Origin of the sequence: Dolichospermum sp. FACHB-1091 (assembly GCF_014697585.1) — a bacterium.
Taxonomy (GTDB): Bacteria; Cyanobacteriota; Cyanobacteriia; order Cyanobacteriales; family Nostocaceae; genus Dolichospermum.
This window is the reverse complement of record NZ_JACJSB010000011.1, coordinates 1-14,362: the sequence shown is the minus strand read 5'-3', so window position 1 is coordinate 14,362 and position 14,362 is coordinate 1. Positions and strand designations below refer to the sequence as shown.

11 protein-coding genes are annotated in these 14,362 nt (G+C 36.6%); 1 reads left to right on the top strand and 10 read right to left on the bottom strand.

The genetic code is table 11. The annotated features are described in order from the left end of the window. Positions 1 to 25: 25 nt before the first annotated feature. The 3 genes from H6G25_RS08835 to H6G25_RS08825 all read right to left on the bottom strand — a co-directional run bounded on the left by H6G25_RS08835 (position 26) and on the right by H6G25_RS08825 (position 2,502). Positions 26 to 622 (bottom strand): helix-turn-helix domain-containing protein, encoded by a 597-nt coding sequence (locus H6G25_RS08835; RefSeq protein ID WP_190392153.1) that lies wholly within the window; start codon positions 620 to 622, stop codon positions 26 to 28. A 986-nt stretch (positions 623 to 1,608) separates the two neighbouring features. Then, a complete protein-coding gene (locus tag H6G25_RS08830; RefSeq protein ID WP_242034912.1) occupies positions 1,609 to 1,995 on the bottom strand; it encodes a HetP family heterocyst commitment protein in 387 nt (128 codons plus the stop codon). A 291-nt stretch (positions 1,996 to 2,286) separates the two neighbouring features. Continuing rightward, positions 2,287 to 2,502 carry a hypothetical protein gene (locus H6G25_RS08825; protein ID WP_206754775.1) on the bottom strand — a complete coding sequence of 72 codons (216 nt, stop codon included), beginning with the start codon at positions 2,500 to 2,502 and terminating at the stop codon, positions 2,287 to 2,289. On the opposite strand from H6G25_RS08825, the gene H6G25_RS20925 reads away from it, so the two are divergent. Further along, positions 2,496 to 2,708 (top strand): hypothetical protein, encoded by a 213-nt coding sequence (locus H6G25_RS20925; RefSeq protein WP_206754774.1) that lies wholly within the window; start codon positions 2,496 to 2,498, stop codon positions 2,706 to 2,708. The genes H6G25_RS08825 and H6G25_RS20925 overlap by 7 nt on opposite strands. Positions 2,709 to 4,240: 1,532 nt before the next feature. Here H6G25_RS20925 and H6G25_RS08820 read toward each other — a convergent pair. The 7 genes from H6G25_RS08820 to H6G25_RS08785 all read right to left on the bottom strand — a co-directional run bounded on the left by H6G25_RS08820 (position 4,241) and on the right by H6G25_RS08785 (position 14,123). After that, entirely contained in the window at positions 4,241 to 6,664 is a 2,424-nt protein-coding gene (locus H6G25_RS08820) for a GH116 family glycosyl hydrolase (RefSeq protein WP_190392151.1), read from the bottom strand. Positions 6,665 to 7,312: 648 nt separating this feature from the next. Further along, a complete protein-coding gene (gene bioF / locus H6G25_RS08815; protein ID WP_190392150.1) occupies positions 7,313 to 8,497 on the bottom strand; it encodes an 8-amino-7-oxononanoate synthase in 1,185 nt (394 codons plus the stop codon). Between the two features lie 135 nt (positions 8,498 to 8,632). Continuing rightward, positions 8,633 to 9,037 (bottom strand): GNAT family N-acetyltransferase, encoded by a 405-nt coding sequence (locus H6G25_RS08810; protein WP_190392149.1) that lies wholly within the window; start codon positions 9,035 to 9,037, stop codon positions 8,633 to 8,635. Positions 9,038 to 9,192: 155 nt separating this feature from the next. After that, positions 9,193 to 9,600: a hypothetical protein gene (locus H6G25_RS08805; RefSeq protein WP_190392148.1), complete on the bottom strand. Its 408-nt coding sequence runs from the start codon at positions 9,598 to 9,600 to the stop codon at positions 9,193 to 9,195. Between the two features lie 79 nt (positions 9,601 to 9,679). Beyond that, complete coding sequence (gene secF / locus H6G25_RS08800) at positions 9,680 to 10,648, bottom strand: protein translocase subunit SecF (RefSeq protein WP_190392147.1); 969 nt, start codon at positions 10,646 to 10,648, stop codon at positions 9,680 to 9,682. Further along, positions 10,645 to 12,057 (bottom strand): protein translocase subunit SecD, encoded by a 1,413-nt coding sequence (gene secD, locus H6G25_RS08795; protein ID WP_190392253.1) that lies wholly within the window; start codon positions 12,055 to 12,057, stop codon positions 10,645 to 10,647. The genes secF and secD overlap by 4 nt, the downstream gene beginning before the upstream one ends. Before the next feature lie 572 nt (positions 12,058 to 12,629). Beyond that, positions 12,630 to 14,123, bottom strand: a complete 1,494-nt coding sequence (locus H6G25_RS08785; protein ID WP_190392145.1) for an N-6 DNA methylase — start codon at positions 14,121 to 14,123, stop codon at positions 12,630 to 12,632. Between the last annotated feature and the right edge of the window lie 239 nt (positions 14,124 to 14,362).

Below are 14,362 nucleotides of genomic sequence, written 5' to 3'. Positions count from 1 at the left end.
TGCCTAACCTCCAAAAAAATAAATATTATTTATTGGACTGAATTAAATTAAATGACCAATGAAAACTGGGTTCAGGTGAAGAATACAAATCACTAATTGTAATTGCCACATCCTCATTCTCAGAAGTTATCAATGGGGAATTTTTACGTTTAGTGGAAAGTCCCATTTGCTTAAGTAGGCGGTTAATATGGCGATCGCTAATTTTAATTCCTAACTCTTTTGCTAAATGTTTGCTCAACCATTGAGCCGTCCAATCACTAAAAGCATAGCCATATTCACGAGGACTGCAATTAACTAATTCTTTCAATCTTTCAACATATTGATGATTAACAATCTTAGGTCTACCTAATGGGTGATGATTCCATTTATGCGCCATACCGGCCTCAGCAATACCTATCCAATACCTGGCCATTTCCTGAGAACAACCTATGATTTCACAAATATGAGTTTGCGATTTCCCCATATCTGCTAACAGCATAATCTCAATGCGTCGCCGATATTCTGGTTGTGAATTATTTTGTAAGTTTTTTAGCAACGCCTTCCGTTGAAAAGGTGTTAAAAACTTACTTTCATAGGTATCGTAAATATTAACAACTTGATCTTGATGAGAATAAGATGACATAATTCTTACCAGTTCTCTTCTACTTTCAAATTTCGGCAAATCTATCTTCTGCATCTATTACTTAAGATGCAAAAATTTTCACGGATATTCAGTATTTAGTCTGTAGGATGTTTCCTGAGTATTCCTTTAATTTCCAGTATCTATCAGCCATAGCTGTTTTCTCCCCCAATAAACAGCATTATCTAGTAAAACACCTACAAATAAACTTCTGTAATTTCTATCCCTAATGCTAAATTTATTGGCATTAGTGAATAATCTCAAAAATCCACTTATTAGATTTAAGGATATTCATAAATACTGGTATTTAAATTTATCAATCAACCCGAAAATATTTAAATTCATGCGGTTTTAATTCTCCGAAAATTATGGAACATCTGTTCCAAATATTGCAGCCTGAAAGGCAAGGATATAATCTATCTCTTACACTAGCCTAAAATCAGAAAATTCTCATCAGCAGATTTTCTTAAATATGAAATTATCTGTCGGATAGCGTAGCGTTAACCATTCAGCCTAGATAAAAAAGTGACAAAGCTTTGATTGTTATTTTTAAATTCTGCTATATCTTCTTTTAAAATTTATATAAAAAATCAAATTTTCATCTAAACTTCATGATATCTTTACATGAAATTTATATGAATTTCCATTCAATTGTATAGCTGTGTCTGCCTAGGGTGCATCAATTATTAAATATCTGCTTATTAACAGCTTTCAAGAAGTATGATGCACGCCAATTACGTCAATCCTGATTTATTTAATTCTTGAGAGACATAAGTGCTACAAAGAATCAGCTTATGTGTTTCATTATAGACACAAACAGTTTTTTGGGAAAATGCAATTTGTCCCCCCATGAACCATTAATTTATTAAGATGTTATCAGTATATATTTGCCATTCTGGCACATATTTACAAGGGATTTAGTAATTGCAGTTACTCACATTTCAAATTAACTTGCACTGAGTAACGAGCAATTACACTATGGACAGTAACTATGCCGACTTTTTTTCCCTAGTATTAGCGCGTGCTTCTGCTTTTTGCTTACCTCCCACTTCTAGATAAGCTATATCTTTAATCTTGTTTAAACAGGTAGAGGTAAGATTGCTTTCGGACTTTTTCTCTGTGGTTGGTTTAGCAATTTTCAGACCTTCATGATTTTGTAAGTTTGACCTATTTGTGCGGGCATTTTCTTTCAATATGCGGTTATAAGTGCGATAAGGAATATAGTGCATGGGATTATAACCAATGAACCGCAACATTAAAACGCAAGCCCAGGAATACTTCCCTGCTAAAATCGCCTCGACTACCTGGTCTAACTGTTCAGGATGGATTTTTGGTTCTGAGTTGTTACTACTACCAGCAATATCTTGATTCATCATCTTAGTTGTCTTTAAATTGAGTAAATTAGTCCAGTTTCTGCATTGCACTTGATAAACAGCCTCAGCTAAGTTGCTGGTGGCGGAAGGACCGGAATCTATAGGTAATCAATTGCTGGTAGATGCTTAAAAAAGTAACAACCTTTTTTAACAGTATGGTAATTACAAAAACTGATACCTGATGGGTGTGTGATTGAGAGAGATGCATCTCTAATTTTATACGTTTAAATGAGCTAAAAATTGCATTAGACCTGATGATTTTTTTCATAACCTGACCTGTAATTGAAAACTTGATTAAAAATAATCAAGTCTCTGTACCGTTGTGCGCTGTTGAAACTTCCAAGGCTCAATCTTCTGCTTTTCCCTGGTCACTGCTGTATAAGTTTTACCATTAACTTCGCAAATTTTCAGTAGAGGCTGACAATTGCTGAATGGAATCAGGAAAATCATTGATTTGTCAATTTCAAAAGCCACATTTTTATTTATACTATTTTTTGTCGCTAATGTCATCTGCCAAACTGGCAAAATTTAAGTTAACTTTACTCAAGTTATCTAGAGATTTACCTATCTCTTGTGCAGGTTTAAGTTTCGACCCTGCTGGGGAAAAAATGAGGGGTGTCACCCCCCACTTTAATCTCAATAGTAGCTGTTATTATCGTTGTACAATGCAAAAAAAATATCAATTACATTCAGATATGCTCCTAGTATATAATTAGTAGTTCAGGCTATGTTTTGATAAAAAAATAATTTTTATTCAAAAATATCCGATATATGTAACACAATTTTATGAGCTATAAACCTTATCTTATAAGGAGTTTGCGTTATTTTGTTATGATAAATTTTGATCGATATAGGACTAAATACGAACTAAAAAATAATTCAATAATTGGCGATATATTTAATTGTTAATCCCCTGGTTTTGGATATTTACTCAAATTACCAATGTGTTTACTTATATACAAAGAATACATTTGAGCTAAATGTGTATAGCAAAAACTGTACAACATGAACATTTAACTATTAACTTGTTTCTTGGTTGATAGCTATTTATTTATTAGACAATATTGCTCTTTGATTAAAGAATCAGTTTCCTAATTATATATAGAAATTATGAGTACAACTAAGACTACAGTAATATTAATTAAGCTGATTTCGGAAAAATAACTATCATTATTGATTGTCAGCTACCACTGATTATTCTAGACGATGTGAATACATCGGTATAGAGTCATGACTGAGATCCTATGGCTAAATAATTTTTAAGAAATTAAATTTTGTGTAATTTACTGTATAAAGTGCTACTTTTCAGCCCACAAAATGAATTACTAACTGAGATATTTTTGGCAAATTCCCCAAAAATTTATGAGGTAATTGCTTGACAAATAACAATGAAGAGGTTAAGGTGTAACTCCCAAGGCTGTTGAAGTTTCTATAAATTTTTCAGTCACGGGACAAGAATTGCAGGGTGATATACGCTGCACTCAGTAAAAGCTAAATCAAGATCAAAATTTTCATGATCTTGAAACTAACCGGGAACTTATAACTGAAAATGGGAGTCATAGACACCAGCTGCATTTGAACCTGGCCAACCTGACCAAATAGATTGATAAAGCTGCTGCTGTCCTAGCCTTATTTATCTAACGTGCAACTAGGTATATTTTTAGATAATTGAAGTCTACTGATAAATTCTGAATTTATTTCCAACTAGAGGAGAGAGTTTTTTTAAGTAGATAACTTCAATCTTTTTATCTCCCATAACCCGAAATAAAGTAGGGAATTGGTGATTATTTTTTGCGAACCTGGGTAAAAAATGTACTTTGACAGATCATCGCTCGAATGAGCCATTATAGGCACAAACTCTGTAAAACACAATTACTGATTTCTGATTTTTCAGTGGCTTTGGGAGTGAAAATCAAGAAAATTATACTTGAAAAGAACCCAGGAGGACAGAGGACACACTAGAGTAGGAGAGAAGATAAAGGTTTGAGATCTTTTGAGCAAACCCTGATTTAATTAGGGAAAAGAGACAGATTTTCCAACATAGGTTTTCAGATTAAAATTCCTTAACTCTTACCATTACTGATTTTTTCACTAAATTCCGGAAATAACAGGAAAATAAAAGAGCTTCAACGAATTAGAGTATCAGGACTTACGCAAAATCTCCGAAAAACTCTGTTTTATTAGTTTCCTTTGGGTCTGCGTGGTTTCTAATTCCGTGAATTGTGCGTAAGTCCTAAAAACACTAAAATTAACACATCAGCAAATAAATTCCCCAAATAGCCATAGCGCGGAGATAGGTACTAGCGCGGAAAGTAGCATTAGCGGTGATAGCTTCCGGGGTGCGAAATTGCAAACCATTGTCGTAAATTTGCCTCACCACAGCCTCAGTTAAGCGCATTGCTTCATTTTTCATGTCCATTTGCACTAAGAAGGCTGCTAGACCAAAATTAATTCCAGTCCAAACCTCCAGAGGGTGTGTAGAATGAGGATTTTCTGGTAAACCATTGGGAAGAACACCATTAGCAGCACCAAACTTACCATTTTGGAACTTGAGAAAACAGGAATCATAGACAGTTTTCAGAGCAGACAAAGCGCGATCGCTGGGGACAATATCTGGTAAACTCAATAAACGAGCGTAAAATTGCCCACACAATTGATCAGCCATAACCACATCAGAACCACTTTCACTATCTAAACGGTAATACTTGCCATTCCAAAGCTTTTCTTGGTATACTGACTTTGATTGATTTAACCAACCTTGATAAATTGACCCTTGCACCTCCACCTCCGTGACCTCTGTGCCTCTGTGGTTCGTTAAAATCCTAGAGATAGCAATAGCAGCTTCCAAAGCAGCTAACCACAAACCACCACAATAGGCACTAACACCATTTAAGCGCCAATCATCAAAAGTTTGGTCAGGTGCGCCAGAATTTTCCGGTATACTGTCCCCATCTAGATCAAATTTTTTCACATAATCGAGAGTTTGCACAATAGCATCCCAACAATCTGCTAAAAAGTCAAGATCATTAGCACCTGTCAACAAAAAATCTCGATATACCTGTAAAACAAAGTCACAACCCAAATCTTTCCAAAGATTGCAATCTTGATAACTAGTGTAATTGGTTTTTTCCCAAACGTGTTCATTGGGAGCGCCTAAATCGTGAGGTGTCGCACCTGCGACTTTACGAACTGCCAGGGGACTTTGGGATTTAATTGTCAGATAATAACCGATAATTCTAGTTGTATCATCACTTTGGGGAATTGCTCTAGCAAAGGCGCGAATTACTGATTTTTCCAGTTCAGGAAATAACATCAATAAACCAAAAGAACCATATAACCGCACATCTAGACTTTCATACCAACGGTAATCTAAACATTCTAACACAGCAAACTGACCAACGGGATCAATGTCTGAGGCTGCATTCCAAAGAGTTCCTCCACTAGTTAAATCATAGAGTTCGTTGAACAAAGCCATTTTAAACCAGTTGGGTAAATCTGGTCTTTCTAAAATAGGATTTTGCCAATTTTGAATGAGCGATCGCCAATTATGATATGATTTAAAAGCAGTAGTAGCAATTTGCCAAGCATTCTCACCATTACACCCAAAAAAGTCTGTATATCTGCGGAAATAGTTCACTCCTGCGGCAAATTCTGTTACCGGGAAATCCCAACTGAGGACAAAGGGAACTTCTAAAGTTTCTCCTGGTTGTAAAGTCAAACGCACCGCAATTGCAGCGCCTAATCTAGAATTTTCATCTGCGGGAGTTTCATCTATATAATTAGGTAAAGAACCATTTTCCGAGAAACTTTGCCAAATATCAGCACCATTACCTAAACAATTAAAACGGGAATGATAAAATATTTCAACCTGGTTATTTTTCGGGTAATTTTTTGCAGTTGCAATACACCAAGTTCCGTCTCCTTCTTGAACAGTTTGATGATCAGAAACTTGACCGAAAACACAACCAAAATATTGATCATCTTCTGCTAAACAATTATAATTTCCTTGACTTTTTCCCCAAGCTGGCTGATATTCATAAACAGGACTACCATCATCTCTAACTTGCACTTCGGGAGATTTTAAAGTATTAGTAAACCAACCGACCATATTTTCCCAAGTTAGCATGATGCTAATAGTGATTGGTGCATTTGTGGGGTTGTGCGCTTTCCACAAAAAAACCGCCACAGGATAACTAGTTTCTTGATAATTATCTGCCCAAATTGGGGAAAATTGCTCACAGGTTAATTGAGTTTTGAAGACATTTTCATAAACAAACCAACTGCGAGGATAAAGTGCATGATAAGTTCCTGACTTCACCCCCACCCCTAACCCCTCTTGGTCCACAGAGGAAGGTGGATACCATTGCCAAGATTGTAGTGTATCATCTTCTGGAGGTTGGGTAGATAATGCGTAGGCTTGGCCAGATTCAAAAATACTAAATTGACAAGCGGGAACAGTTTTGAAAGTATGTTCTCCTCCGTCAATGTGCCACAGGTTAAAGTCTCCCCGTGAGGAACGGCCTATACACCCCGCACCAAAGCCACCAAGGGGCATTCCGTGCCAGGGACCATCATCTATATTACTAGGATAACGGACGGTGTAGGGCTTATCCCAGCCTAGGCCAATGGGACGTTTCCAGGTGCAGGGGGGTATTTGGGGGTGGTTTGTCATGGTTTGAGTTTTACAGTTGACGCTAATGAAGACTAGCGCGATGTGTGATTTTTCTCAAGTAGCAATATCAATAACCACTTTATTTTTACTAATAAACCCTTCCCGCTTAGTCCAAATTATTTGATCAAGGGTTTGCGTAAGTTGGGTTTTGAAACTCCTTATGCTGGTGGGAGATGTCCACAAATGCGACGGGGGGGTGTGACTGTAATTATTCCTAACCCACATGAAGGTAATAAAAGTAAAATTAAAAATTTATTTTTTAACACTCACTTGCCATTTTTTACCTACTTGCTGCATTTGTAAAGAATTGCAAGATTGTAAAAATTTAACAAAACTACCAGTAATTTGTAATTGTTTGATTTGCTCGGTTATGGGTTTACCATATTGTTGAAAAAATTTACTGCTTAATATCCTAATATCAACTGATTTTTTTTATCCGTTTTGGTTAAATTAGTGATAATATCGTTTATGGCTTGCTCTAAAGCTGCGGGGGAATTAATAGTAGATAATACTTTTGATATGGTAGTTTCTGAATTATCCTGACTATTTTCTCCTTTGGGTTGATGATGTTCAAAAACTGTGATATAAATTTACAGATTTTTCGTCAATTTGATGAACTACAAACTCAGATATGATACGGCTTTGGGGTCAATATTTTGACGCTAATTGTTCCATGGTTTTGATCACTTCTACCAATTTCTGAATATGTGCTAACTCATGGGTAGCCATCATAGATATTCTAATCCGACTTGTACTCACTGTGGGAGGACGAATGGCCGGGGCGAAAATTCCTGATGCTTGCATTAGCTTTCCTGCTGTTAATGCTGCGGCTGCATTGGGTAATTGAAAACATAATATCGCTGATTCCGTTGGTAATAGTTTTAATTTAGGTAAATTATCTTCAATTAATTGTTTTAAATAGTTGACATTTTGCCACAATTGCGATCGCCTTTGTGGTTCTTGTTGGACTATTTTCATGGCCGCTAAGGCTGCGGCTGTGTCTGCGGGAGAAAGGGCAGTGGTATAAATCCAACTAGGGGCGCGATTGCGTAAAAAGTCAATTAGGGCGCTGCTACCGGCTACATAGCCGCCCAAACTCCCCAAAGCTTTACTTAATGTGCCAATTTGAATTAATTCTCTACCTATACATCCGAAATGTTCTACACACCCAGCACCAGTTTTACCCATGACTCCCGTAGCATGAGCTTCGTCTAGCAGTAGCATACAACTAAATTCTGTCGCTAAATCTAGTAGTTGGGGTAATTGACATAAATCACCATCCATGCTAAAAACGCTATCAGTAACTATTAAACAGCGTCGGTAATTTTTTCGATATTGCTGTAAATTTTGCAATAGTGCTGCCATCCCACTGTGCGGATATTCAATCACCGTTGCACCGCTGAGAATTGCCCCTTTTTTGAGGCTGGAATGGTTAAATTGATCAGCTAAAATTAAGTCTCTTTTACCGACTATAGCCGCAATTGTACCTAGATTTGCCAAATAACCGGAGCTAAATACTAATGCGTCTTGGGTTTGTTTGCTAGATGCTATTTCCCGTTCTAATTCTCTGTGTAATTCTCGATGGCCACTGAGTAATCTAGAACCTGTACTACCAGTGCCAAATTCTTGAATAGCATTAATAGCGGCTGTTTGTAAACGTTGATCACCTGCTAGTCCTAAGTAATCATTACTAGCAAAATTAATCACTTCTTGCCCAGATAATAACACTGTTGCACCAGGACGGCTGTGAATAGTTTCTACGGAACGATACCAGTCAGCCTGGTGAATAGTGGACAGAGATTCGTTTATCCAGGCATAAGGATGATTATTCATGGTTTAAATCGTTTAATTTATCAAGATTCTGAGGACTTACGCATAAGTTAGGGAATAATAAACCACAAAGGAGTAAAGAACAGGAAGACAAGAAAGTTTGAGAGGTATTTTGCGTAGGTGGTAATTGTCAAGATTTTATAAAACCATTGTCGTTGTTTTATTCACCTGAAAACCAATCTTTTCATAAAATTTTTGTTGGTGAGTAGTCATTAAGTATACACGCTCTACTTTTTGCATTCGGGGATGATTTAAAACGGTTTCTATTAACTTGCTCCCTAGTCCATTACCTTGATAATCTGGATGAATGACAACATCCCAAATTGTAGCGCGATAGATGCCATCAGAGGTCGCTCTAGCAAAGCCAATTAATAATTCTTTATCCCACACGGAAATAACAGGTTCACTGTTAGCAATAGCTATAGCCAAATCTTTTATATTTCGTCCTTTTGCCCAAAAAGCAGCAATATCAAACAATTCTTGAAGTTTACAAATATCAATATCACCAAGACTTTGACTAAATTGAATTTGAGAATATTTCATCTATGATTATCCAATTATCACAATATGTTTGCTTCTGTTATGACATATTTTCCAAAAAATTACTAAGGCTGTATATGTATATGCAACATTTCAATTAAAAATTAAAAAAACTCCCTTTCATTACTATTACCTATTACCTATTACCTATTACCTACTCACTTACAAACCCACTTCCATAGAGGATGTGTAGATCCTTGTTGACGAATGTGATAAACTTGCTTTTGTAAATGTTCCTGTTCTTTTAATGGTAATCCCCAAAGGATATTACGACTTTGCCAGACTAACACAGAAGTTGTCATGGCAATACAGAAGCTTAAACCAAGAGTAGACAGAGGGTGAAAAATCAGCGCGTATCGTAATCCTACCCAGGTAAAATATTCTTGCAATAAATAAATTTCTGTCCGTAAATCCCACAAACAAAAAGGCGCGATAGTTAGCCACAAAAAGCCAGCAAATAACCATCTACCATATACTGTTAGCAGATGTAATTTGTGTATTTGTTGAGCAAAATCAGGGTCTAAGGCTAATTGTTCCCCCTCAAATGGTACTTCAGGTTTATCCATAGCAATGGTATAACTTGTGTCTACAAAATCTCGTTAATCTCGTTCCCAGTCTCCGACTAGGAACAAGTGATCAATGAATTTAACTTTCTGGGGAACTGATAGGGGTTTGGACTGAGTAATTTTGACTACGTTCTCGCCACCAGATCAGCAGTGTACTAGCAATGAAAATACTAGAATAAGCTCCCATAATAAAGCCCACAATTAAGGCTAAAGAAAAATTATGCAGTGTTTCCCCACCAAAGAAGAAGATGGCAGTTAATGTCAGTAGAGTTGTTAAAGTAGTATTAATGGACCTACTTAAAGTTTGGTTAACAGCATCATCAACAACATCAGCAATTGGTTGTTCAGGATGAAGTTTAATCGTTTCTCGAATCCGGTCATAAATAACAACAGTATCATTAACAGAGAAACCGGTGATAGTCAGCAAAGCCACGATAAACAGACTATCTACTTCAACGCCGAAAACCAAGCCTAAAATCGAGAAAACCCCAGTTGTAATCAAAATGTCGTGAAACAAGGCTACAATGGCAAATACAGCGTAATCCCATTGAAATCTGACAGCCATGTAGATAGTAATTCCTATAAAGGAAACTATTAAAGCCAAGACCCCGGAAGTAAATAACTCCTTTCCTAAAGTTGCACCAACGGAGTCATCTTGATTTTTTTGCGGGTCGAAAGCGCCAATTTTTTCACTGAGAGCATTTTGGAGATTGATACGCTGTTCGGCTGGGAGTGTTTTCGTGCGGATAGTGATACCATTTTCCTGGCCATTTTCCGAGATTAATTGGATACTACTATCACCAAGACCCTGAGATCTAGCCACCTCTCGCACAACATTGATATCTATGGGCTGATCACAATTACCAATTTTGCCACAATCTCGCACCAATTGCAACCTTGTACCGCCAATAAAGTCCAAACTAGGACGCAAAGGGGCTTTAATATTGGGATTTAAAGAAGATATCACCATGGAAATAATTCCACTGAGGATAATAACACAGGAAATAGTCCACCATGTACCCCGTGCTTTGTTAATATTTAATCTCATTGTGCCACTCCTGTCTTATTTATTACTGGCACATTAGGAGCATAAAGTTTGGTGTTCCGCAAAGAGGGAATGGAAATAACTAAAAACATCAATGTGCGACTACAAGTAATTGCGGTAAACATACTTACCGCTACACCTAAAGCTAATGTGAGCGCGAAGCCTTTTACTAGTCCTGAACCCAACCAAAATAAAGCAGCACAAGCAATCCAGGTAGTAACATTACTATCTAAGATACTAGAAAAAGCGCGGTAAAAACCGGATTCTACAGAACGATACAAAGATTTACCAGCTTGTAATTCTTCCCTAGTGCGTTCAAAAATCAAGACATTAGCATCAACAGCCATACCGATACTGAGAATAAAACCCGCAATTCCGGGTAAGGTGAGGGTGACACTCAGTAAACAGAAAGCAGCCCAAGTGAGTAGGGAGTAAATTAATAGTGATACATTGGCGATCATTCCTGGTAGTCTGTAGTACAACACCATAAATATTAATACTAAGGTCAGACCACCAATACCAGCGTATATGCTTCTTTGAATACTATCTTTTCCTAGAGTAGCGCCTACCGTTCTTCTTTCTGCAATTTCCACAGGAACAGGTAAAGCACCACCGCGCAACTGTACCCCTAAATCATTGGCTTCTTGGGCTTGAAACCGACCTGTAATTACCGCAGAACCGCCTGTAATCCCAGTAGCAGCAAATTCTACTCCCACAGTAGGTGAACTAATCAGTTCATTATCGAGGAAAATACCGATACTGCGACCAGTTCCCGCCAGGTCTTTTGTCAGCCCTGCAAAGAGTTCACCACCTTTTTGGTCAAAACGGATGGCCACGTCCCAATTGTTGCCTTGAGTGGGCTGTCCATAGGCATCCTTGAGATATTTACCAGTAAGAGGTGGGTTGGTACTTTCAAACAATTCTGCTACCGCTTGATTATTTTTATCAAACTCTTCTTTATTTTTATCAATCGCAGCTTGATCTTTAATCTTTTTCAACTCTTCCCGCTTGATTTTTAGGTCGTTTTTTGTTACCTGTAAAGCTATAAGTTGAGCTTCTGTATTTGGTTTTTGGATACGGAACTCTAACTGCGCTGTACCACCTAATATTCGTTCTGCTTGTTCTGGGTCATTGACACCAGGTAATTGTACTAAAATTTTATCTGTACCCACGGTTTGAATTACAGGTTCAGAAACACCTAGACCATTAATTCGTCCTTCGACCACTTTTTTCACAGCTTCCAATTCCCTTTCCGTAATTTGGGGAATTTCCGCTGTTGGTTTTACCTGAATGGTAAGCTGGGAACCGCCCCGTAAATCTAGTCCCAGGGGTACAGGAATTGTGATAATTACCGTAATAGCGGCAATTACCAAGACTATAATTAATGCTAATAGCGATCTCTGTTTTTGCATACCATGACTCACAACTGACAAAGGTTTTGACACTCTTAGTGGCTAAAGCCACCAAGATTATACGTTCATAGACTCGCTCTAGGGTATTTAATCCTAATTTTAGGATATTCATGCCAAAGTTAGAGTCTCTGTCTTCAGTGAACCTACAATGATGACTTATAGGAATCCTAAATGATTTCTGAACAAGATTAAGAAGAATTAAAAAGAATTATGGTGAGAAACAGCAACCGTTATTTTCTCATATTTCTACCCAAAATATTCTTTATTTTGTCTGCTAAAAAGCGATCTGCAAGCAGCCGCGCTTCGCTCGCTATCGCTGCTATTGCGTAGGGTGGGTTAGTGTTTCTCGTAACCAACCTTGTTGAATTATAGGAATGGTGCTGTACTTTCCGATATTTGCTCCACTTCGTCAACTTGCTTTTTTCCAGAACTTTCAGGTTGAGCAAGGAGGCTACGGGATTGTGTGGAATGAAGATATTGATCTAAGTGAGGATGAGCTTTGGAAAAATGGTATCACCGTATAAATTGTGTTAAACTCTTAGATTTTTTGATAGTCTGATGGCAGTAAATTATCACAATAGTTCAAGTTGCTGAGTTTTGCTTTCAGATTTTTGTCGGTTTAAATTATATTTGTCTACTATATGTTCTGGTATGGAAACTTTATCAAGGTTACGAGGCTCAACTTTGATTGCTCCAGAACCATAGCTTTTACCTACCAGTCTGAGATTTTCAATGGTCTCAGGCTCATTTAAAGCCTGACACAGATTAGTAATATATAATTCATCAGAATAAATAGGATAAATGCACAAAAAACTTGTTAATGGCACAACACCAGCCTCATTTTTAATAAATCTAGAATTTCGTCTACCAAGATAAGCAAATAATATCGGTGGCACTTCTCTATATTCTATTCTATACCAATATTTACGTTGTTTCAGCAAAGGACGGTTAGGAAGACCTAATTTTTCACCTTTTTTAAGATAATTAGTAACTGGTTCGGGAATATTATTCTCACTATTTATTGAAAGTAAAATTGTCGGCCGATTATTTTCTTGTAATTTTTTGATATCTTCAATCGTTAGTTTATCTCCTATTACATCTTTTGTCCGGCCAATTGCAAGTTTAAGAAATTCTTGGGGAATTGCCAATTCTTTTACCTGCTGTGTTGTTAGCAAAAAGAAGTCATTTGCTCCTGTAGCAATACCTCGGATTACTTTTGCAAAGTCATTAAGGTGATATTTAACATCACAATTATTTTGTTTTGGTCTTGATAAACCTGTTGTTAATGCTTCCTTTAAATCTCGCTTATTAATTTCCAGGGTGATATAATTTGTATCTTGAAAATCATATTTAACACAGTTAAAAAGTTCGTCATTAGCTTCATTTGCCTTTATCCATTTAATTGTCTGGATAGGTTCAGATTTCTTGATAAAAAAGATAATCGCATTGGTATCAACCTTTGGGAAAGGTGTTGCATTTTCATGAAATGTAACAACGCATTCAAGAGAATAATTTTTAGTAATCCATTGCCAAAGTTTTTGGGCAAAAATTCCTTCACAAGTATCAGCAGGCATAATAAAAGCTAGTCTTCCATTTTTATTAAGTAAATTTAACGCTTGGACAAAAAAGTAAATATGATAACCTGCTCTACCATCAATTGTAAAACCTGTAATATTTATAAAAAGCTCTCTGAGAAATTGTTTCATCTTTTCATCAATGCGGTGATGTCTAATGTAAGGTGGATTAGCTATGATTGCGTTAAACTTTTTCTGTGGAGGATTTTTGATGAAATCACGTAATTCTACAAAGCAATTATTTTTTTGATAAATTTCATCTTTTAAAATATATTCGTCTATATCAATTCCATAATAATTAATAGAGGGATTTATTTGTAATAAGGCATTTAAAAAAGCCCCTTTACCAGCAGCAGGATCAAAAATCAAATTTGTGTCTTGTGCTATATACGCAACCATTGCTTTTGTCACCCATTCTGGTGTCCAGAATTGACCTTTATTACGTAATTTTTCCCTTTCTTGCCAATTATTAGGTAGTTTTTGATGAATCATAATTTATTAAAGGTTATTGAGGATTTTTAAAGCATCTTGGTTAAGACCTTTTATCTTCCCAAGTCCAGCAGATTCCAGTTACACTAAATCTTTATTCATCAGAAATTTTATCAGATTAAAATATTATACAGCAGTTTCCGAAGTTATGAGGTACAGTTAGTAATAATAAAGATAATACTGTCATGAAAGCATATTCAGTGGATCTCCGAGAAAAAATAGTTGCAGCCCATATTGAGGAA